This window comes from Mycobacterium sp. 852014-52144_SCH5372336, from assembly GCF_001665615.1.
Taxonomy (GTDB): Bacteria; Actinomycetota; Actinomycetes; order Mycobacteriales; family Mycobacteriaceae; genus Mycobacterium; species Mycobacterium neumannii_A.
On the sequence record NZ_LZSW01000049.1, the window covers coordinates 39,323 to 59,948 of the forward strand.

Sequence of the window (20,626 nt, forward strand, 5' to 3'; positions counted from 1 at the left end):
GAGTGGCAATGAGCGCTTCATGAGGGGGCGGATTACCTGCATAGATTGCGTGTGGAGCGGGAAAAACTGTAACGTGTTCTAGTTAGAGACACAGAACCGGGAGGCCCACCGTGACTACCAACAGCGCGGGAATTCGTGAGATCGACACCGGCGCCCTGCCCGACCGGTACGCCCGGGGTTGGCACTGCCTCGGCCCGGTGAAGAACTACCTGGACGGCAAGCCGCACGGCATCGAGATCTTCGGCACCATGCTGGTGGTCTTCGCCGATTCGCACGGCGATGTGAAGGTGCTCGACGGCTACTGCCGCCACATGGGCGGAAACCTCTCCCAGGGCACAATCAAGGGCGACGAGGTGGCCTGCCCGTTCCACGACTGGCGCTGGGGCGGGGACGGCAAATGCAAGCTGGTGCCCTACGCCAAGCGCACACCGCGGCTGGCCCGCACTCGGGCTTGGGAGACCGACGTTCGCGGCGGGCTCCTGTTCGTCTGGCACGACCACGAGGGCAATCCGCCCCAGCCTGAGGTCCGGATCCCCGACATCCCGGAGGTCGAAAGCGACGAGTGGACCGACTGGAAGTGGAACTCGATCCTGATCGAGAACGCCAACTGCCGGGAGATCATCGACAACGTCACCGACATGGCGCACTTCTTCTACATCCACTACGGCTTGCCGACGTACTTCAAGAACGTCTTCGAGGGCCATATCGCGTCGCAGTACCTGCACAACGTGGGCCGGCCTGACATCAACGACATGGGCACCACCTACGGTGAGGCGCACCTCGACTCGGAAGCGTCGTATTTCGGCCCGTCGTTCATGATCAACTGGCTGCACAACAACTACGGCGGATACAAGGCCGAGTCGATCCTGATCAACTGCCACTACCCCGTCACGCAGAACTCCTTCATGTTGCAGTGGGGCGTCATCGTCGAGAAGCCCAAGGGCCTGGACGAGAAGATGACCGAGAAGCTGGCCAATACGTTCACCGAGGGTGTCAGCAAGGGCTTCCTTCAGGACGTGGAGATCTGGAAGCACAAGACGCGCATCGACAATCCGCTCCTCGTCGAGGAGGACGGTGCGGTGTACCAGATGCGTCGGTGGTATCAGCAGTTCTACGTCGACGTCGCCGACGTCACCCCGGACATGACCGACCGCTTCGAGATCGAGGTCGACACCACGGCGGCCAACGAGAAGTGGCATGTCGAGGTCGAGGAGAACCTCAAGCGTCAGGCCGAAGAGAAGGACGAGAAGGAAAGAGCCGAGCAGACCTCGTCATGAGTCCGCGCGACGAAGTTCCTGATGTCGACCGGCTGGCCCGGGCGATGCTGATGCTGCATGGCGCGCACGACGACGACCACGGCCACGGTCACGGCGGTTCGGCACCCGGAATCACCTCGAAGGCGCCCTCTTTCGGCGCCGAACGGGCGGCGGCGCTGCGAGAAGCCACCCAACGGGACCGCGAACGCTATCTGCGGTCGGGCCTGGTGTCGGTCGACTGCCGCTTCTGCCACGTCTCGGTGGACGTCAAAAAGCTGGGGCCGGCTCACACGTCGGTGCAGTGGAACACCGAGGCATCGCGACGGTGTGCGTACTTCACCGAGATCCGCGAATCGGGCGCCGACCCCGCCCGCGCCAAGGCCTGTCCCCGGTTGGCCGACAGCATCAAACACGCTGTGGCCGAAGGGTGCCTGGAGGAGATCTCGTCGGCCCCCTCCCCTGGCGACGGCTAGCTTTCCTCAACACGCGCAGTCGTAAAGTGCTCTGATATGCGCTGCGTTGCGGTCACATTCTGCCTGTTCGCGCTGACCGCTGCGGGCTGCACGCGGGTGGTTGACAGCCCCCAGCCGACGGTCGAACCGCCGGTCGCCCCGATCACCGCCGGACAGGTCGGCGACCTGCTGAGCCCCGACGTCACCAAGGGCGACGGAAACCTGTTCGTATCCGTCGACCCCGATGGCTGCGCGGGCGTGGCGCGTGAGGTGGATCCACCGTTCATCGTCGCTCATGATCCCGCGGCGTACGACGGCGGGCACTGGATGACGGTCAACGGCGGTCTGGACGTGTACGTCGAGGAGATGGTCGGCGTCTACCGCGCCGATTTCGACGCCAAAGGTGCACTCGCACAGGCGAAGCACACAATCGACTCGTGCCAGGGCATGACCTTTCGGGTCACCAGCATGGCCGAACGCGAATATCTCTTCGAACTTCTGCCGCCAGTCGATTCCGGCTTACCCGAGATTCTCCTGTGGTCGTTCAAGGGTGACGACTGGGCTTGTGACAGCGCGCTGGTCGCCGCGTACAACGCCGCGATCGAGATCTCGACATGCGGTCCCGCCAATGGCTACGACGTGCGGTCCCTGGCCGAGGACGCGCTCGAGCGGATCGAGAAGTTGGCCAACACCGCCGCTTGAACCGGGCACGAAGTCACAGCCCCTTGAAGCGCTCCTTGACCTCGTCGTCGGTCAGGCCGTAATCGGCCAGGGAGTAGGTGTGCTTGGGTGCCCGTGGGCCCTTCTTGCTCTCTTCGTGAGTCGCGGTCGCCGCGTCACGCGCGGCGTCGGTGAACTCGATTCCGAACGCACGGTAGATGTCGGCCACGGCGCCGACGGGATCCTTGATCAGCTCGAAGTAGTCGAGATCGTAGAACTGGGCCGGATCGTGTTTGGCCCGTTCGGCGTTGAACAGTTCCAGTCCCCGCGACCAGGTCTCCAGCGAATCGCGTCCGATCGTCTCCCCGACGAACGTGTTCGACCAGCCCTCGGTGGTGTGCTGGGCCAGCGAGCACATCGACGCCATGATCGTCTCCGGCGGCCGGTGACACTGGATGACCAGCGCGTCCGGATACGTCTTGAACAGCGCGTCGAGCGCGAACAGGTGGCTCGGGTTCTTCAGGACCCACCGCTTCTCGGGTTCGTTGAGACCGATCAACTGAAGGTTCTTGCGGTGCCGCCGATAGGGCTTCGTCCAGTCCTGTTTGGCCAGCCACTGCGAATACGTCGGGATGTGGGCGAGCGTCTCGTAGGACACCGAATGCAGCGACTGGCGGAGCAACTGCCAGCATTCCTCGACCTCGTCGGCGGTCATGTAATGCAGGCCGGTGTAGTCCGGGTTCTCGGCGTGGGCCTTGCTGAACTGGGCGTCGAGTTGGGCGAAAACCGGGTTGTCGGACCAGGTTTCGCGAGGTGGCCGAGGTTGGGGAAATTCTGCGAGCCACAACTCCAGCCCTTGGTGGCGGGGGTCGGCGGCCAGCAGCCGATGAATCGCGGTGGTGCCGGTGCGGGGCAGGCCCGTCACGAAGATCGGCTTCTCGATCGAGACGTCGACGTGCTGCGGGTGCTGCTTCCACGCCGCTTCTGACACCAAGCGGGCGACCAGCGCGTTGCGTACGAAGAACCGTTGCATCTTGCTGCCGAATTCGGTGAGATCCGCGTCCCGGCGGTAGGACTCGAGCAGCACCCCGAGGGCCTCGCGGTAGTTGTCGTCGTCGCTGCCGAAGTCGTCGAGGCCGCAGGCCTTGGTCGCCGAAGCGTGCAGATCCTCGACCGTACCGACGTCCGTGCGCGTCACGCCTTGTACTCCCCGCAGTTGACATCCAGCGCCTGGCCGGTGATTCCACTCGACAGGTCGCTGGCCATGAACAGGATCGCCGAGGCCACCTCGTCCTCGGTGGGCAGCCGTTTGAGATCGGATGCGGCCGCGGTCGCCTTGTAGATCTCGTCGACGGTGGTGCCGTACTTGCCGGCCTGATGGTTGAAGTAGCTTTCCAACGTCCCGCCCCAGATATAGCCCGGCAGAATGGAATTCACCCGGATACCCTGCTCGCCGAGTTCGGTGGCCAACGACTGTGACATCGCCAGCAGCGCCGACTTGGCCATCTTGTAGGCGCCGTACTTGGCCTGCGAGTGACGCACCACCATGGAGTTCACGTTGACGACGGATCCGGTGGATGCCGCCAGCGCAGGGGTGAACCCCTGAATCAGCCGCAGCGCACCGAAGACGGTCAACTCGATCGCGTCACGCATGTGCTCGAAAGTGGTGTTGGCCAACGGCTTCATCGACGGCACCCGAAACGCGTTGTTGATGAGCACGTCGACCTTGCCGTACGCCTTCATCGTCTCGTCGACGAGGTTGTTCACCTGCGCGTCGTCGGTGATGTCGGTGCCCACCGACAGCGCCCGCCTACCCAGATCGGTGACCTGCTTGGCGACGTCCTCCAGGCGTTCGACCGTGCGGGCGGCCAGCACGAGGTCCGCGCCTTCCTGGGCGCATCGGCGCGCGAGCGTCGTGCCCAGTGCGGGTCCGACGCCGCTGATGACGACGACTTTTCCATCGAGCATCCCGACCATGGTCAGCCCACCATCCTGTTCTGAATCTGCTGTTGTCGCAACGCGATCCTGGTACGCCAGTCGTCGTCGGAGATCTTGTTGCTGTCGTAGTACGGCAGCGCGTCGGCGACCCTGTCGACGTCGAGGACCTCGACCGTCGGACCGTCCGCCTCGGTCAGCGCACGTGACAGGCGCTGCCAGCGGAACTGCAGATACCCCCGGCGGTGGCCGAGCGTCTCGCACCAGTTGGTGACGCCGGGGTTGGCGTCGGATACGACGATGCGAATCTTGTCGTCCGGATCGGCTTGTGCCTGAGTGCCGTTCAGCGATGTCTGGTGGTTGATGTAGTCGAGCGAGATGTACCACAGGCTGCCGAGCTGGAACCCGAGATACGGTGCGTCGCTGACCGGCAGTGTGATGACCATGGCCTGATCCGGCGCCAGGTCGAAGTGACCGACCGACGAGTACTGCGTGGCCAGGCCGCCCGGTGTGAGCCGGGGCGCCACCATCGTGTTGACCGGCAGGTTGTTGTAGAACCAGTGCGGAAACTGCAGCCAGGTCTTGACCCGCTGGACCAGTTGCTTGCCTGCAACGGCGTAGCGCTTCTCGATGGTCGCCTTGGTCAGCGGTGGCGGGGCGGTTCCGGCGGTGTCGGTGCGCGCGATGCTGACGTAGCCGCGCTGTGCTGACCAGTCGTTGTAGACCTCGCGGATGACCAACTGCGACGGACTGGTGGGGGTGACGCGCCATTCGAACGTCCCGTCCTCGGCGATGTCGAGTTCGCGGTCGTCGAAGGCGGCTTGGCTGGGCGGAACGTTGTCGTCGGTGTACTCGCCGCCGAGCAGCTGGAAGGCAAGGTCGGTCGTGGTGCCCCGCTTACCCGTGACGACGTATTCGTGACCGGCCTGCACCCGGGTGCCGAAGTACAGCGCGTCGGGATTGTCGAGGCCCATCTTGGTGAACGGCCCCGTCCCGGACTGCATGAACGGATGGTCGCGGTCGTAGTCGAACGCCAGGTGAGTGCAGGCGGCTACACACCCGGCCAGGTACTGCAGACCTTCGAGTAAGTCGGCTTCGGATTCGATGAACGGCGCGGTGGACACGAGGTGCTCGGCTTCGGCGATCGCATCGATCAGCGGCTGTGAGTACACACTGCGAAACTAGAACGCGTTCTAAGGCTAGTCAATATACCGACCGCTATGGTCCAAATATGGAACGGAAAGTAGCCTAGGCCGCGTGAGCACAGCCGAAATCCCCGGTCGCGCGTCGCCGCCCACCGAGCGCGTGGTGCGCGTCCTCGACTTCATGGCCGGTCATCCCGACCAGCGGTTCGGCGTCTCAGAGTTGGCTCGGCGCACCGGCTTGAGCAAGCCGACCTGCCTCGGGCTGGTCAGTACGCTCGCCGACGCCGGATATCTGGTGCGCGACCCGAGGGACAAGACCTACAGGTTGGGCCCGTCCCTGATCACGCTCGGGCATCGGGCCCAAGAGGCGTTGCGCGTCAGCCCCGCCGCTCGCGAGGAACTGCGTCGGCTGTCGTCGCGCTTCGGCGTCACGGCAGCCCTGTCGGCGGTGGTCGACGACCGCATCACGGTGCTCGACCTCGTATCCCCGTCGGGCGTCAGTGCCGGCGTCGAGGTCGGCCAGAGCTATCCGTTCGCACCCCCTGTCGGCTTGATGTTCGTGCTCTGGGACGAGGAGGCGCAGCGCGACTGGTTGGCGAAAGAGCCCACAGTGTCGTTGCGAACCGACACCGAACGGTTGAACCGGGTGATCGCCGAATGCCGCACGGACGGTTACCTGGTCGAACGGCTGACGCCCGGCGGACGCCGACTGTATTCGTTGATGGCGGGGATGTCGGCACAGTTGCCTGACGAGTTGCGCGCGCTGCTCGGTGAACTGGTCTCCGATATCGGCGAACGGGTTTACCTGCGCAACGAGAACGACACTGGCCGCAAACGCCATGACATCAGCGTGATCTCGGCACCGGTGTACGACCACTACCAGCGACAGATCATGGTGGTCTCGGTCCACATCGGAAAGGCATTGACCGACAACGAGATCACCGAACGAGCGCGAGCATCGGTGGCTACGGCCGACGCGGTGACCGGCCAGCTGGGCGGGGTCAAGCGTCGCGACATCACTTAGCTCAGCAAACTTAAAATCTTTTGCGATGCGTTTTTCCCGAGCGGTTCAGGGGTAGTCCGAATCGCGTCAGGGGGTCTTCGAGCCGCACCGCCGACGATCGGACGGGGCGGCGTGAACAACAAGTCGATGTGACGCCGCACCGACGGCGCCACCACGAACAAGGAGTTCAACGTGGAGATCAAGAAGTTTGCCGCCACCACCGCAATGGCGGGTGCGCTGGGCTTATCGGCATTCGCACTGGGTAGCGGGCTCGCGCAGGCAGACCCGGGGCCGAAAATCCCCGGTCCGCCGAATCCGCCCGGGCCGGTCATCTCGAATTGGGCGCCGGGCGACCCGCCCGGGCACAACCCGTTCGGCCCGCCCGGACAGGTGAAGAAGGACCCGACGATAGGCGTGCTTCCGAACCCGTTCTATGGCGTTCCGCCGGGACACTGGGATGACCCGGCACGCCTCAACATCCCCGACGTCTGGCTGCCGCCGGTCGAACTGAGGCCGGACTTTCCGGATCTTGAGCCGCTCAAGGTCGAGTGGAACGCGGAAGCAAACGCATTCGGCGTCTTCCTGGAGAACGGCGTGTTCATCGCTTACCGATGAGGTGACAGGCCTCCACACAGCAGCCGCCCTGCCAACGGCAGGGCGGCTGTTGCACCTTCGGTGTTGTTGAAGCGGTGCCGGGCTGGCCCGGCGAAACCTGATCTACAAGTGGTAGCGATACTTCGAACACGCTTGTGGCGCCGGCTGGGAGCCGGCGCCACAAGGGGTTGTTAGGGTTACGCGTCAGTCAACGCGGCCGAGATCGGCGTCGGTGTCACCTCGACACCACACTGGCTCGAGATCTGGGCGACCGGCTGGTTGATGGCCTTCAGCTCGGACTCGACCTGCGGGTTCTGCGCGAAGTAGGCGCGGAAGTCCTGCGTGGCCTGATCCTGCGGCTTCGTGGCGATCTCCGTCAGCGCCTCGTTGGCCTCGGGGTTCGAGGCGAGATAGGTGCTCGTCGATGCCGACACCGTGCTCGAGGTGTTGGCAATCGCGCTCACGCTGCAGGTGTTGTCCTGCGTCGGCGCCGGAGCCGGCTGCGCATTGGCAACCGGTGCCACGATCGCGGCGGAACCGAAAGCAAGCAGGCCGCCGGCGAACATTCCGTACAGGCCGCGTCGAACGGTCGTTGCGGACAGGTTCATCGAATCACTCCTTTGGTCTGCGACACGGTGGCCGCTCCGTAATGCGTAACCGGCCCGAGGGGCGGGCTAAACAGCGCCAGTACAGACGGCGTTTTTCGGGTGCCAGGAAAGTCCCAGCGCCCTCTACGGGGTTGATCGCACGCAGCTGGGTACGTGGAATCAACCTGTTAACACTCGGGGTGGCAATCAGCTCACGCTGGCCAGCGCGAACGGCAAGACGGCCGGCGCACCAACAGCTCGCAGCAGCCGCGCGGCCATAGTGAGCGTCCACCCCGTGTCGGTGATGTCATCAACGAGCAGCACTGGACCGTCGAGCCGAGGCAGCTCCGGTGTTTCCCACGCACCGTCCAGCGCGGCCACGCGGTACGCCGAATTCTTGGCGGTCACCGGCCTGCGCCCGGGCGCGTAACGGAGCACACCCAGATCGCTGAGTCGCCCGAGCCGGGCGAGTGCCCGCGCCAGCGACGTGATCAACAGCGGATGCGTGTCCGAGTCGAGCGCCAACACCGCGGTCGGGCGACTCTCCCACTTCCACGCCGCCAGCACCTGCACAGCGGCCTGCACCACGTCGTCGGACGCCTCCGCATCCGGTTCGTCGAGCAGGCTCCGCAGGCGCCCGCCCCAGCCGAGGTCGGTCAGCCGTCCGATCGCTCGACCGGGTTCCGGACCGTCGGAGATCTTGCCCTTGAGGTCCAACCCGAGAACGCCAAGCCCCGAGGGCCACTGTTTGCGCGACGTCAGTTCGATCCCGGGCCGCATGAGCCGCGTTCGGGTGTCCTCCACGGCGGCGGCATCGACCGTGGCGTCATAGCGCGAACCTGTGCAGTTGTCGCAGCGACCGCACCGCTCTCCCTCGGTCAGTTCGGGGTCATCGAGCTGAGCCCGCAGGAATGCCATCCGGCAGCGGTCGGTCGCTTGATAGTCGAGCATCGCCTGCTGCTCGCGTCTGCGCGCCTCGTCGAGCTTGCGATAACGAGCCTCGTCGTACACCCAATCCTGACCCGTGCCGATCCAGCCGCCCTTCACCCGCCGCACCGCACCGTCGACGTCGAGAACCTTCAGCACCATTTCCAACCGCGTCCGATTGAGATCGACCATCGGCTCCAACGCGGCCGTCGACTGCGGACGCTCAGGGTCGAGAGCACGAATCACATTGCGCACCATCGCTTCCGACGGGAACGCCACCGACGAGAAATACCGCCAGACATCCTGATCCTCGCGGCCTGGCAACAGGATGACCTCGGCGCTGGCCGTTGACCGACCGGCGCGGCCGACCTGCTGGTAGTACGCGATCGGCGAGGATGGTGCGCCGAGGTGCACAACGAATCCGAGGTCGGGTTTATCGAAGCCCATACCGAGCGCCGATGTCGCGATCAACGCCTTGACCCGGTTGGCCAGCAGGTCGGCCTCGAGTTGTTCGCGCTCGGCGGCTTCGGTCGAGCCGGTGTAGGCCGCAACCGCATGGCCTCCTTCACGCAGCAACGCGGCGAAGTCGTGCGTCTGCGCGACGGTCAACGTGTACACGATCCCGGAGCCGGGCAACGAATCGAGGTGTGCAGCAAGCCAAGCCGCGCGTTGCGCAGGGTTGCCGGCGTTGACGACCGACAGTCGCAACGACTCGCGGTCCAGTCCGCCCCGCAGCACCAAAGTGTCGCCGCCGCCGACGCCCAACTGGGCCGCGACGTCGTCGACCACCCGGTCGTTGGCGGTGGCGGTGGTTGCCAGCACCGGGATGTCGGCGCCGAGTTCGGCGATCAAAGTGCGGATCCGCCGGTAGTCGGGCCGAAAGTCGTGGCCCCAATCGGACACGCAGTGTGCCTCGTCGACGACCACCAGCCCAGCGTCGTGCGCCAGTGCGGGCAGCACCGCGTCGCGAAAGTCGGGGTTGTTCAACCGCTCCGGGCTGACCAGCAGCACGTCGAGTTCCCCGCTCCGCACCCGCTGATGGATCTCGGCCCATTCGGCGACGTTGCTCGAGTTGATGGTTGCCGCGTGGACACCGGCCCGCTCGGCGGCGGCGACCTGGTTGCGCATCAGCGCCAGCAGCGGCGACACGATCACCGTCGGACCGTGCCCCTCGGCGCGCAGCAGCTTGGCGGCGATGAAGTAGACCGCCGACTTTCCCCAGCCGGTGCGCTGCACCACGAGTGCCCGGCGGCGGTGCACCACCAGCGCTTCGATCGCACTCCACTGGTCGTCGCGCAGCACGGCCTGCGGACCGGCCAGCTGCTCGAGAATCTCCTGGGCCTGCGCGCGGTTGCTCACCGCATCATGGTGCCTCGCGGGTGCGACAGTTTCGCACCGACATGTGAGCAGGGTTACATCAAGACTTTAGGGGTATGCGACTGACGTGCCCGTAGAACCGCGAATCTTCGCCCGTCCATGCCCGCGCGCGCCACTCGCGGGAAGGGTATGACGATGGTCTTGTACAGGTACCGCTGCGAATACGGTTGCGGCACAACGGAACAAGCGTATTCGATACACAGCCGTCCGGACGTCGTCGAATGCCCGAAATGTCGCGGTGAGGCTCGCAAGATGATGTCGTCACCGCACCTGGGCCGCACTGGCGTCGCGATGGATCTCCAGGATGCGACGCGCGCGACGGCCGATCGCCCCAATGTCGTCACGGCGCCTCCACCGCCTGCGACCCGTCGACAGAACGTCAGCACCAACCCGCTGCACCGCAAACTCCCACGACCGTGAAGGGAATCCCATGCCCGAACTCATCTTTCCGCTCGACTCCTCCAAGAAGTTCCCCGACCAGCAGATAGTCGGTCACAACCGCTGGCATCCCGACATCCCCGCAGCGGTGACGGTCAAGCCGGGCGACTCGTTCCGGGTGCACTGCCGGGAGTGGTTCGACGGCGACATCCACAACGACGACTCCGCCGAGGACATCCGCGACGCTCCGATGTCCAAGGTGCACGCACTGTCGGGGCCGATCGCCGTCGAGGGGGTACGTCCGGGCGATCTGCTCATCGTGGACATCCTCGACGTCGGCCCCCTGCCCCAGGAGGATTCCGGTCCGCTGGCAGGTCAGGGGTGGGGGTACACCGGAATCTTCTCCAAGAGCAACGGCGGTAGCTTCCTGGTCGACCAGTTCCCGGATGCCTACAAGGCGGTCTGGGACTTCTCCGGAGAAAAGGCGACCTCACGGCACGTGCCCGGCGTCGAGTTCACCGGCATCACCCATCCCGGGCTGATGGGTACCGCGCCGTCGACCGAACTGCTCAACAACTGGAACTCACGTGAGGCCGCATTGATCGCGACCGACCCGGATCGTGAACCACCCTTGGCGCTGCCGCCGGAGCCCAATGACGCCATCCTCGGCACTCTTACCGGCGATGCGTTCGACAAGGTCGCGGCCGAGGGCGCCCGCACCGCGCCGCCGCGCGAGAACGGCGGAAACATGGACATCAAGAACCTGACGCGGGGCAGCCGGGTGTTCTATCCGGTGTTCGTCGACGGCGCCAAGCTGTCCGTCGGCGACCTGCACTTCTCGCAGGGCGACGGCGAGATCACGTTCTGCGGCGGCATCGAGATGGGCGGGTTCATCGACCTACGGGTCGACGTCATCTCCGGCGGGATGGAGACCTACGGCGTGCGCGAGCATCCCGTCTTCCTGCCGGGTAACACGCAGCCGCAGTACTCCGAATGGCTGACGTTCACGGGGACGTCGGTCACCCTCGACGGCGAACAGCGGTACCTAGATTCACAGCTCGCATACCAGCGGGCCTGCTTACACGCGATCGATTACCTGACCAACTTCGGCTACAGCCCGGAACAGGCTTATTTGTTGCTCGGCGCAGCGCCCATCGAGGGACGGTTCTCGGGCGTCGTGGACATCCCGAACTCCTGCGCGACGGTGTACCTGCCGACGGCGATCTTCGACATTCCCATCGCCCCGACCGCGGGTAAGCCGGCGAAGATCGACCCGGGTATCGGCGCCCCCCGCGCCGCGTCGTAGGAGTCGCCGAACGTGGGTTACCCGCACGCCAAATCGCGGTTAGACGTGCGGGTAACCCACGTTCGCGCCAATGAGGGGACGGCTCCGTGACCGCCGACGCCACCGTGCTCGCGAGCACATCCCCAGCGTCGGAGGTGTGGCGGGATGGGCGGTGTCGTTGATGGACCGTCTCGGTGGCGTCGGTGCAGGCGCAGTCATCGCCGTGGAGAACGTCTTTCCTCCTCTGCCGAGCGAGATCATCCTGCCTCTCGCGGGCCTGTCCGCCGCCCAAGGTGAGATGTCGCTGTGGGAAGCCATCGCCGGAACCACGGCGGGTTCCGTGGTGGGCGCCGTTGTGCTCTATCTGGTCGGCGCGCGCCTCGGACGTGACCGGGTGCACCGATTGGTCGAGCGGCTTCCGTTCTTCTCCGCCGACGATCTTGCAAAAAGCGAGGCATGGTTTCGTCGCCACGGATCGGTGGCGGTGTTGTTCGGGCGCATGATCCCTGTGGTCCGGAGCCTGGTCTCGGTTCCCGCCGGGATCTACTGCATGCCGTTCGTCCGATTCGTCGCGCTGACGGCCGCGGGCAGTGCGGTATGGAACAGCCTGTTGGTGGTGGCCGGCTACCAATTGGGCGACAACTGGGAAACCGTGTCCACCTGGACATCGCGCTACCAGTACGCGGTCCTGGCCGTAGCCGCCGTCGTAATCGCGGTGTGGCTCGCGAGGAAGCGGCCCAGCCGGGCCGGTTAGGTCAAGCCGTCGCTAACCGGTCTTGGCGCTGTCCTGTTCGCGTTTGATCTCCAGCGCGATGTCGATCAGCTGGTCCTCCTGGCCGCCGATCAGCTTGCGCTGGCCGGCGCGGTGCAACAGCTGGTGCGCCGGCACGCCGTAACGCTCGGACTGGCGGATCGCGTGCTTGAGGAAGCTCGAGTACACACCGGAATAGCCCATGATCAGCGCGTTTCGGTCCAGCAGGCACTCGGCCGGCATCGCCGGTGCGACGACCTCCTCGGCCGCGTCGGCGATATCGAAGAAGTCGATGCCGGTCTTGACGCCGATCTTGTCGAACACGCCGATCAGCGCCTCGACCGGCGCGTTACCCGCGCCAGCGCCGAACCGGCGGCATGAACCGTCGATCTGCTTGGCGCCCGCGCGCACGGCCTCGATCGAGTTCGCGACACCGAGGCCGAGGTTCTCGTGGCCATGAAAACCGACTTGCGCATCGTCGCCCAGCTCCGCCACCAGCGCCGCGACCCGGTCCCGGACGCCTTCGAGCACCAGGGCGCCCGCTGAGTCGACCACGTACACGCACTGGCAGCCGGCGTCGGCCATGATGCGCGCTTGCTTGGCGAGCTTCTCCGGCGGAATGGTGTGGCTCATCATCAGGAAGCCGACGGTCTCCAGGCCGAGTTCGCGGGCCAGCCCGAAATGCTGGATCGAGACGTCGGCCTCGGTGCAGTGGGTGGCGATCCGGCAGATCGAGCCGCCGTTGTTCTGCGCCTCCTTGATGTCCTCCTTGGTCCCCACGCCCGGCAGCATCAGGAACGCGATCTTCGATTCGGTGGCCGTCTCGGCGGCCAGCTTGATCAGCTCCTGCTCGGGGGTTTTCGAGAAGCCGTAGTTGAAGCTCGACCCGCCGAGACCGTCGCCATGGGTCACCTCGATGACCGGCACACCGGCGGCGTCCAGGGCCGCGACGATCGCGTGCACTTCGTCCTTGGTGAACTGGTGCCGCTTGTGGTGGCTGCCGTCGCGCAGCGACGTGTCCGTCATCCGGACGTCCCAGATCGGGTTGAAGTAGATCTCCTGCGTGCTCATGCCTGGCCTCCTGCCTGCACAGCCAGCGATTCCTTCGCGATTTCCTCGCCGACCTTGGCCGCCGCGGCGGTCATGATGTCCAGGTTTCCAGCGTAGGGCGGCAGGTAGTCGCCCGCACCCTCGACTTCGATGAACGTGGTGACGACGTGCTGACCACCGTTGACCACCGACGGCTCGTCGAACTGCGGTTCGTTGAGCAGCCGGTAGCCGGGCACGTAGGTCTGCACCTCGGCGACGACATCCTTGATCGACTGCGTGATCGCGTCGTGGTCGGCATCCTCGGGAATCGCGCAGAAGATGGTGTCGCGCATGATCATCGGCGGCTCGGCCGGGTTGAGGATGATGATTGCCTTGCCCCGCTGGGCGCCGCCGATGTTCTGCACACCAGCGCTGGTGGTCTTGGTGAACTCGTCGATGTTGGCGCGCGTTCCGGGCCCGGCCGACGCCGACGACACCGACGCCACGATCTCGGCGTAGGGCACCTCCACTGCACGGCTGACCGCGTACACGATCGGAATGGTCGCCTGCCCGCCGCAGGTGACCATGTTGACGTTCGGCGCGTCGAGGTGATCGCGCAGGTTGGCCGGCGGGATCACACCGGGCCCAATGGCCGCGGGTGTCAGGTCGATCGCGCGGATCCCGGCGTCGGCGTATTTCGGCGCGGCGTCGCGGTGCACGTAGGCGCTGGTGGCCTCGAAGACCATGTCGGGTTTCTCGCTTTGGGCCAGCAGCCAGTCGACCCCTTCGTGTGAGGTCTCCAGCCCGAGCTTGCGGGCGCGTGCCAGGCCCTCGCTCTCCGGGTCGATGCCGATCATCCAGCGCGGTTCCAGCCACTCCGAACGCAGCAGTTTGTACAGCAGATCGGTGCTGATGTTGCCCGACCCGACGATCGCGACGCTTGCTTTAGGCATGACGCTCCTATTCGAAACTCAGATGGACCGAGCCGAGCCCGGCGAAGTCTGCGACGTAATCGGCGCCGGGGGTGGCGTCGAACGCCTTGGTGCACGAGCCGGGTAACACGATGTCACCGGCCTTGAGGCGGACACCGAAGCTGTCGACCTTGCGCGCCAGCCACGCCACCGCGGTCACCGGATTACCCAGCACCGCGTCGCTGCGGCCCTTCGCCACCACCTCACCGTTGCGGGATAAAGTGGCGGTGATGGCCTGAATGTCTATGTCCTTCGGCGAAACCCGGTTCTCGCCCAGCACCCAACCCGCCGAGGACGCGTTGTCGGCGATGGTGTCGCAGAGTTTGATCTTCCAGTCAGTGATGCGGGTGTCGATCAACTCGATGGCGGGTGCGAAGGCGGCCGTCGCTGCCAGGACGTCATCCTCGGTGCAACCTTCACCGGGCAGATCGTCGGCCAGGATGAATCCAACCTCCACCTCGACGCGGGGATAGAGGTAGTCGGCGGACTTGACGGGGGTGTCCTCATGGACGGCCATGTCGTCGAGCAGATGCCCGTAGTCGGGTTCATCGACGTTCATCATCTGCTGCATGGCCTTCGACGACAGCCCGACCTTGTGGCCGATGACCTTGGCGCCCTCGGCGACGCGTTGCCGGATGTTGATCAGCTGGATCTCATAGGCATCAACGACGTCGATGTCCGGATGGGCGTCGGTCAACGGTGAAATGGGAACCTTGCTGCGCTCGGCCTGGGCGAGATCGGCGGCGAGCTTCTGCCGCACCTGATCACTGAGCATCCTTATGAAGTCCCCTTGTTCTGTTGACCGGCGCGGTTGTGGGTCGGCCGGGCAATTCTATAACGTGTTCTACATGACTGGTCAGGAGTACGACGTCGTTGTGGTGGGCAGCGGCGCCGCCGGTATGGTCGCCGCGCTCACCGCGGCCCACCAGGGACTTTTCACAGTAGTCGTCGAGAAGGCTCCGCACTACGGCGGTTCCACTGCGCGGTCAGGTGGTGGCGTGTGGATCCCGAACAACGAGGTCCTCAAGCGCGCCGGCGTCAAAGACACTCCCGAAGCCGCTCGCACCTACCTGCACAACATCATCGGCGACGTCGTACCCGCCGAGAAGATCGACACCTATCTGGACCGCGGCCCGGAGATGCTGTCCTTCGTGCTCGAGCATTCGCCGCTCAAGCTGTGCTGGGTGCCGGGCTACTCCGACTACTACCCCGAGACGCCGGGCGGCAAGGCGACGGGACGCTCGGTGGAACCCAAGCCGTTCGACGCGAAGAAGCTCGGGTCAGATCTGCCGGGCCTGGAACCGCCCTACGGCAAGGTTCCACTGAACGTCGTTGTCATGCAGCAGGATTACGTGCGGCTCAACCAGCTCAAACGCCACCCGCGCGGTGTGCTTCGCAGCCTGAAGGTGGGCGCGCGCACGATGTGGGCCAAGGCGACCGGCAAGAACCTGGTCGGCATGGGCCGCGCGCTGATCGCGCCGTTGCGGATCGGGCTCCGCGAAGCCGGGGTGCCCGTGCGGCTGAACACGGCGCTGACCGACCTCTACGTCGAAGACGGTGTCGTTCGCGGGATATACGTACGTGACGCCAGCGCACCGGAATCCGGTGAGCCGGAACTGATCCGGGCACGACGCGGCGTCATCCTCGGCTCGGGCGGCTTCGAGCACAACGAGCAGATGCGAGTGAAGTATCAGCGCGCCCCGATCACCACCGAGTGGACGGTCGGCGCAAAAGCCAACACCGGCGACGGCATCATCGCCGCCGAGAAGCTTGGCGCCACACTCGATGTCATGGAGGACGCCTGGTGGGGTCCGACCGTGCCGCTGGTCGGTGCGCCGTGGTTCGCGCTGTCGGAACGCAACTCGCCGGGGTCGATCATCGTCAACATGGCCGGCAAGCGGTTCATGAACGAGTCCATGCCCTACGTCGAGGCCTGCCATCACATGTACGGCGGCCAGTACGGGCAGGGCGCGGGTCCCGGTGAGAACATCCCCGCCTGGCTGGTGTTCGACCAGCAGTACCGAGACCGTTACATTTTCGCAGGATTGCAACCGGGACAGCGGATTCCGAAGAAGTGGCTGGAATCGGGAGTGATCGTCACGGCGGCCACGCTGGAGGAACTGGCTGAAAAGACCGGCCTGCCGGTGGATGCGTTCAAGGCCACGGTCCAGCGTTTCAACGGATTTGCGCGCTCCGGCGTCGACGAGGACTTCAAGCGCGGCGAGAGCGCCTACGACCGCTACTACGGCGATCCGACCAACAAGCCCAATCCCAACCTCGGCGAGATCAGCCACCCGCCGTACTTCGCCGCCAAGATGGTGCCCGGCGATCTCGGCACCAAGGGCGGCGTCGTCACCGACGTGCATGGTCGCGCCCTGCGCGACGACGGCTCGGTGATCGATGGCCTCTATGCTGCGGGCAATGTCAGCGCGCCGGTCATGGGGCATACCTACCCCGGCCCGGGCGGGACCATCGGCCCGGCGATGACGTTCGGTTACCTTGCAGCACTACACATCGCCGGAAAGAGTTAACGCATGCCCATCAACCTCGACGAGGCGCTCGGCGCCGAGCTTCCCGCCGCCGAGTTCTCCTGGACCAGCAGTGATATCCAGCTCTACCACCTCGGGCTGGGCGCGGGCGCCGACCCGATGGACAAGCGCGAGCTGCGGTACCTGACCGACGAAACTCCGCAGGTGCTACCGACGTTCGGCAACGTCGCGCAGAGCTTCCACATGACGGAGCCGCCGACGGTCAAGTTCCCGGGCATCGACATCGAGCTCTCGAAGGTCCTGCACGCCAGCGAAGCGGTGTCGGTACCGGGCCCCATACCGCCGGCGGGCACAGGCATCGCCGTCACACGGTTCACCGACATCTGGGACAAGGGCAAGGCCGCGGTCATCTGGTCGGAGACCACGGTGACGGCGCCCGACGGCACGCCGTTGTGGACCCAGAAGCGCTCGATATTCGCACGCGGTGAAGGCGGTTTCGGTGGTGAGCGGGGACCGTCTGGGTCTTCGGAGCCCCCGCAGCGCACGCCCGACTTCGAGATCGCGATCCCCACGTCGCCCCAGCAGGCGCTGCTGTACCGGATGTGCGGCGACCGCAATCCGCTGCACTCCGATCCTGACTTCGCGGCGGCGGCGGGATTCCCGCGTCCGATCCTGCACGGGTTGTGCACGTACGGCATGACGTGCAAGGCGATGGTCGACACCCTGCTCGACGGCGACACCGCGCGGGTGGGCAGTTACGGTGCCCGCTTCGCCGGGGTGGTGTTCCCCGGGGAGACGCTCAAGGCCAGCGTATGGAAGGACGGCGATGGCTTTGTCGCCACCGTGACCGCGCCCGAGCGTGATGACGCGGTGGCGCTCGCCGGCGTGGAGTTGATTCCGGCTTAACCGCCGCATTCACCGGCGAGCGCGGGTGCACGGCCTTTTGCGCCACCGTGGAGAATTTCTCCGATTAGGCTCCGGTGGCGCCGATGCGCAATTGTGTCGTTTGCCGATATCGCCGAGACACTCCTAAAACGCGTGTTATCGGCTTTACGCGAACGAAAAAAGTATTGCTGTGCGCGAATAGTTTGAGCTGTATTACCAACTGCTGCAACCGAACCGGATTACACAAACAATTCACAGCCTGATAGTTTCCTGCGGTGACCATCCCAATTGCCGGACGAGTCAGGAGCACATCGTGAAGATCACCAAGTTCAGCAGCATGTTGGCAGCGACCGCGACAGCGGGATTCATCGCAGCACCTATTGTTTCGGCCCAGCCCGAGCCCGAGGCGACGCCGACGGGCCCGACTGTGCAAACCCAGGCGCTCGGTTCCCAGGGCAAGTTGGTGGACGGAGCCGTGATCCAGGGTTGGACACTCACCAACCTCAAGCCGAGCAGCGACGTCATCCCCTTCCCCGTGCGGGGCACGCTGTGGGAGGCCACTGCGACGGATCAGGCTATCCAGGGGTCGGCGACGCCGATCGTGTCGAATTTGAACGCCCGGGCCGCTGACGGTCAGACGTACCGCGCGTTGTTCGAGGTGGCCACCCCTCAGGGCGTGAACCCCTCGACGTTGGCCCCAGGCCAGGAGACGTCGGGCAAGGTCTACTTCGACGTCACCGGCGCCTCCCCCGACAGCGTGGTTTACAACGCCGGCGGACGGGACCTGCTGGTGTGGACCCAGTCCGCATCGAACACGAGCACGTCCTCGCCGTCGACCTCGTACGGCACGGACAGCTCGCCGGCCGCTGCCGAGGCCCAGGTCACTGAGGCCCCTGAGGGTACGACCGCCGCTCCCGCCGCAACGAGCACCGAGGCGCCCGAGGGCACCCAGGCGACGCCGCTCGCCGAGGGCAGCCAGGGCACCCCACTTCCGGAGGGCAGCCACGGCACCCCGGTCGAGCCGGCTGAAGGCGCCCCGGCACAGCAGCCCGCACAGGGCGCCCCGGCACAGCAGCCCGCACAGGGCGCCCCGGCCGGCACCACCGAGGGCGTACCGCAGCCTGCCGGCAGCCAGGGCACCCCGTTGCCCGCGGGTGACCAGGTGCAGACCCCGACCACCTACACCCCGGTGCCGACGCCGTAACCGGATCGTCTACGAGGTGACACGGTCAGCGTCGTCACGAGTGCGATGACCACCACGCGTACAGCTGTGGAAAGGTCGGGCCTGCCGGCCCCGCCCGGACGGCGCTGACCGTCATCTTTTCCTCGTCGGTCCAGACCACGGTCGGCTGACCGTCGAGTAATCCGCAGTAGAGCTGCCCGCTGACCTTGTCCGGAGTGGCGTTACGCCGCCACGGCCCCGGCGACTGGATCTTGCCAGGGCAGTCGACCCGCACCCTGGCCGCGATCGCGTCGTTGAAAACCTTCTCCAGTGACGGTCGGTCGGCGACGAGACTGAACGTCGCCGACTCGGGGCCGTCGGGATCGACGTTCTTGGCGCAATTCACCTTGGAAAGAACGCCTTCAGTCGCCGGTGTCGCTTCACACGCTCCGGTGGGGTAGCCCTTCGGCAGCTGTCGCAGCAGCCGCTCGTTGTCTTCGGTGCGGGTTGTCGTCGTCGTTGTTGTCACAGGTGTGCCGGCCGTCGTCGGCTCTGTGGGAGTGGCCTGCGGGGCATCGTCCTGGGGTGGCCGCGTCAACCAGAAGATCAGTCCTGCGACGACAGCGATGACGCCGATGACGGCGGCAACGATGGCCACCGTCCTCATCGGCGATCCCGGCTGTACCTGGCGCGGAGTCACCGTCAGCGGTGCATCGAACCGACGTTCACCGTCGCGAACGGGTGAGCCCGAGTCATCCGGGGGCGGCGCAAAATTCACGCCACCATCTCACTGCGGTTTACCGTCACTGCATTACCCCCAGAAATCGCGTCAGGCGAATGTCTTTGCGACACCAGGGTAGTGGTCGCGCTGCAGAGACGTTTCGACGAAGCCGACTACGCGGTCATTCCCCGGAAATCAGTCCCTTGGCGTGAAAGGACTCGACCAGTCGATCCGCGATATGAGCGCTTCCCAGCCAATTCGGATGGACGTTGTCAGAATCAACCATCGAGTCCACGTCGGCATTGGCGTACCAACCCTCGGCGAAAGGGTCGATCAACGTTCCGTTGACCACATCCAGATTCGACTTCATCTTCTGCAGGAGGTCGGGATACGCGTCATAGGGCGAGGCCGTCATGAACGCAGGAAGAATCTGCACGATTTCGGCGTCAGGCCATTGCATTCGGGCCTGCTGCAGATATTCGGCCATCGCTGCCGCGATGTCGTCTGTCGGAAACTCCAGGTCACATCGGCCGGCGTCGACTACCAGGAGATTCACATCCGGGTAAGCCTGCTTGTCGTTCGGCAACCTGTCGATGAGCTTGGATGTATCGCCATTACCGGTGCCCCGGCCATCGGCGATGAAGCCGGTCGCGCCCTGAGCGTCGACCTTGACATCCCAACGCGCACTCTTGGCTATCAGTGCCGGATACGCGTCGATGACGTTCTGCACCCCGGCACCGGCGGTGAAGCTGTCCCCGACGAAGAGCACCGTGGGCGGGTCGGCCGTCGCGAGGCGCTCAGGACGGTCGCCCCGCGCCGAGGCAGGGGTGCCACCGACATGTTCGAACGCCAGGACCGTTACCGCCGCGGCAAGTAGTGACAGCAATGTCAATAAAATTCGCCGAAACTGCACAGTTGCCATTATCGCGAATCCCTTTCGTCGCCGGCGGCCCACACCCGCGATCTGGCCCTCTGAGGATCTGTATCACCACTCGCCTTGCACAGCGTATGCCATCGAC

Annotated in this window: 21 protein-coding genes and 1 pseudogene; 12 read left to right on the top strand and 10 right to left on the bottom strand. The window is 65.3% G+C overall.

Annotation, left to right across the window (positions count from 1 at the left end; genetic code table 11):
• Nucleotides 1-110: 110 nt before the first annotated feature.
• The 3 genes from A5759_RS14885 to A5759_RS14895 are packed head-to-tail and all read left to right on the top strand — an operon-like array spanning nucleotide 111 to nucleotide 2,410.
• Entirely contained in the window at nucleotides 111-1,277 is a 1,167-nt protein-coding gene (locus A5759_RS14885; protein ID WP_064399196.1) for a Rieske 2Fe-2S domain-containing protein, read from the top strand.
• Nucleotides 1,274-1,729, top strand: a complete 456-nt coding sequence (locus A5759_RS14890) for a hypothetical protein (RefSeq protein ID WP_068198974.1) — start codon at nucleotides 1,274-1,276, stop codon at nucleotides 1,727-1,729. Before A5759_RS14885 ends, A5759_RS14890 begins: the two co-directional genes overlap by 4 nt.
• A 36-nt stretch (nucleotides 1,730-1,765) precedes the next feature.
• Entirely contained in the window at nucleotides 1,766-2,410 is a 645-nt protein-coding gene (locus A5759_RS14895) for a sensor domain-containing protein (protein ID WP_068198977.1), read from the top strand.
• A 13-nt stretch (nucleotides 2,411-2,423) separates the two neighbouring features.
• Here A5759_RS14895 and A5759_RS14900 read toward each other — a convergent pair whose 3' ends face one another.
• The 3 genes from A5759_RS14900 to A5759_RS14910 are packed head-to-tail and all read right to left on the bottom strand — an operon-like array spanning nucleotide 2,424 to nucleotide 5,475.
• Complete coding sequence (locus A5759_RS14900) at nucleotides 2,424-3,566, bottom strand: sulfotransferase (RefSeq protein ID WP_068198978.1); 1,143 nt, start codon at nucleotides 3,564-3,566, stop codon at nucleotides 2,424-2,426.
• Nucleotides 3,563-4,345, bottom strand: a complete 783-nt coding sequence (locus tag A5759_RS14905) for an SDR family oxidoreductase (protein WP_064399200.1) — start codon at nucleotides 4,343-4,345, stop codon at nucleotides 3,563-3,565. Before A5759_RS14905 ends, A5759_RS14900 begins: the two co-directional genes overlap by 4 nt.
• A 2-nt stretch (nucleotides 4,346-4,347) precedes the next feature.
• Nucleotides 4,348-5,475 (bottom strand): hypothetical protein, encoded by a 1,128-nt coding sequence (locus tag A5759_RS14910; RefSeq protein ID WP_064399201.1) that lies wholly within the window; start codon nucleotides 5,473-5,475, stop codon nucleotides 4,348-4,350.
• A gap of 85 nt (nucleotides 5,476-5,560) precedes the next feature.
• On the opposite strand from A5759_RS14910, the gene A5759_RS14915 reads away from it, so the two are divergent.
• The gene (locus A5759_RS14915) at nucleotides 5,561-6,472 is read left to right on the top strand and encodes an IclR family transcriptional regulator (RefSeq protein ID WP_068198980.1); all 912 of its coding nucleotides are present in this window, start codon (nucleotides 5,561-5,563) and stop codon (nucleotides 6,470-6,472) included.
• A 171-nt stretch (nucleotides 6,473-6,643) separates the two neighbouring features.
• A complete protein-coding gene (locus A5759_RS14920) occupies nucleotides 6,644-7,066 on the top strand; it encodes a hypothetical protein (protein WP_064399203.1) in 423 nt (140 codons plus the stop codon).
• A gap of 176 nt (nucleotides 7,067-7,242) precedes the next feature.
• Here the strand turns inward: A5759_RS14920 and A5759_RS14925 are convergent, their stop codons facing one another.
• Both A5759_RS14925 and A5759_RS14930 read right to left on the bottom strand, forming a co-directional pair.
• Complete coding sequence (locus tag A5759_RS14925; protein WP_064399207.1) at nucleotides 7,243-7,653, bottom strand: hemophore-related protein; 411 nt, start codon at nucleotides 7,651-7,653, stop codon at nucleotides 7,243-7,245.
• Between the two features lie 186 nt (nucleotides 7,654-7,839).
• The gene (locus A5759_RS14930; RefSeq protein ID WP_068198985.1) at nucleotides 7,840-9,918 is read right to left on the bottom strand and encodes a RecQ family ATP-dependent DNA helicase; all 2,079 of its coding nucleotides are present in this window, start codon (nucleotides 9,916-9,918) and stop codon (nucleotides 7,840-7,842) included.
• A 153-nt stretch (nucleotides 9,919-10,071) separates the two neighbouring features.
• Between A5759_RS14930 and A5759_RS26340 the strand changes: the two are divergent.
• The 4 genes and pseudogenes from A5759_RS26340 to A5759_RS14940 all read left to right on the top strand — a co-directional run.
• Nucleotides 10,072-10,155: pseudogene (locus A5759_RS26340) on the top strand (zinc ribbon domain-containing protein); the annotation flags it as partial.
• A gap of 33 nt (nucleotides 10,156-10,188) precedes the next feature.
• On the top strand, nucleotides 10,189-10,356 hold the full coding sequence (locus A5759_RS26345; RefSeq protein WP_231984654.1) for a zinc ribbon domain-containing protein: 168 nt from the start codon (nucleotides 10,189-10,191) through the stop codon (nucleotides 10,354-10,356).
• A 10-nt stretch (nucleotides 10,357-10,366) separates the two neighbouring features.
• The gene (gene fmdA, locus A5759_RS14935; RefSeq protein ID WP_068198988.1) at nucleotides 10,367-11,620 is read left to right on the top strand and encodes a formamidase; all 1,254 of its coding nucleotides are present in this window, start codon (nucleotides 10,367-10,369) and stop codon (nucleotides 11,618-11,620) included.
• 70 nt (nucleotides 11,621-11,690) lie between these two features.
• Entirely contained in the window at nucleotides 11,691-12,353 is a 663-nt protein-coding gene (locus A5759_RS14940) for a DedA family protein (protein WP_082962131.1), read from the top strand.
• Nucleotides 12,354-12,365: 12 nt separating this feature from the next.
• On the opposite strand, the gene dmpG is transcribed toward A5759_RS14940, so the two are convergent.
• From dmpG to A5759_RS14955, 3 genes are read right to left on the bottom strand one after another with little or no spacing between them, the layout of a single operon-like run.
• Nucleotides 12,366-13,421, bottom strand: a complete 1,056-nt coding sequence (gene dmpG / locus A5759_RS14945) for a 4-hydroxy-2-oxovalerate aldolase (RefSeq protein WP_068198991.1) — start codon at nucleotides 13,419-13,421, stop codon at nucleotides 12,366-12,368.
• Nucleotides 13,418-14,332: an acetaldehyde dehydrogenase (acetylating) gene (locus tag A5759_RS14950; protein ID WP_066841104.1), complete on the bottom strand. Its 915-nt coding sequence runs from the start codon at nucleotides 14,330-14,332 to the stop codon at nucleotides 13,418-13,420. The genes dmpG and A5759_RS14950 overlap by 4 nt, the downstream gene beginning before the upstream one ends.
• A 7-nt stretch (nucleotides 14,333-14,339) precedes the next feature.
• Nucleotides 14,340-15,125: a 2-keto-4-pentenoate hydratase gene (locus tag A5759_RS14955; RefSeq protein ID WP_068198995.1), complete on the bottom strand. Its 786-nt coding sequence runs from the start codon at nucleotides 15,123-15,125 to the stop codon at nucleotides 14,340-14,342.
• 73 nt (nucleotides 15,126-15,198) lie between these two features.
• Between A5759_RS14955 and kstD the strand changes: the two genes are divergently transcribed.
• From kstD to A5759_RS14970, 3 genes are all read left to right on the top strand, one after another.
• Nucleotides 15,199-16,881 (top strand): 3-oxosteroid 1-dehydrogenase, encoded by a 1,683-nt coding sequence (gene kstD / locus A5759_RS14960; protein ID WP_068199230.1) that lies wholly within the window; start codon nucleotides 15,199-15,201, stop codon nucleotides 16,879-16,881.
• A gap of 3 nt (nucleotides 16,882-16,884) precedes the next feature.
• On the top strand, nucleotides 16,885-17,745 hold the full coding sequence (locus A5759_RS14965) for a MaoC family dehydratase (RefSeq protein WP_068199010.1): 861 nt from the start codon (nucleotides 16,885-16,887) through the stop codon (nucleotides 17,743-17,745).
• A gap of 292 nt (nucleotides 17,746-18,037) precedes the next feature.
• On the top strand, nucleotides 18,038-18,928 hold the full coding sequence (locus A5759_RS14970; protein WP_068199019.1) for an MPT63 family protein: 891 nt from the start codon (nucleotides 18,038-18,040) through the stop codon (nucleotides 18,926-18,928).
• Nucleotides 18,929-18,962: 34 nt separating this feature from the next.
• On the opposite strand, the gene A5759_RS14975 is transcribed toward A5759_RS14970, so the two are convergent.
• On the bottom strand, nucleotides 18,963-19,553 hold the full coding sequence (locus A5759_RS14975; protein ID WP_068199021.1) for a hypothetical protein: 591 nt from the start codon (nucleotides 19,551-19,553) through the stop codon (nucleotides 18,963-18,965).
• 235 nt (nucleotides 19,554-19,788) lie between these two features.
• Nucleotides 19,789-20,562, bottom strand: a complete 774-nt coding sequence (locus A5759_RS14980; protein ID WP_156616931.1) for an SGNH/GDSL hydrolase family protein — start codon at nucleotides 20,560-20,562, stop codon at nucleotides 19,789-19,791.
• Nucleotides 20,563-20,626 lie beyond the last annotated feature (64 nt).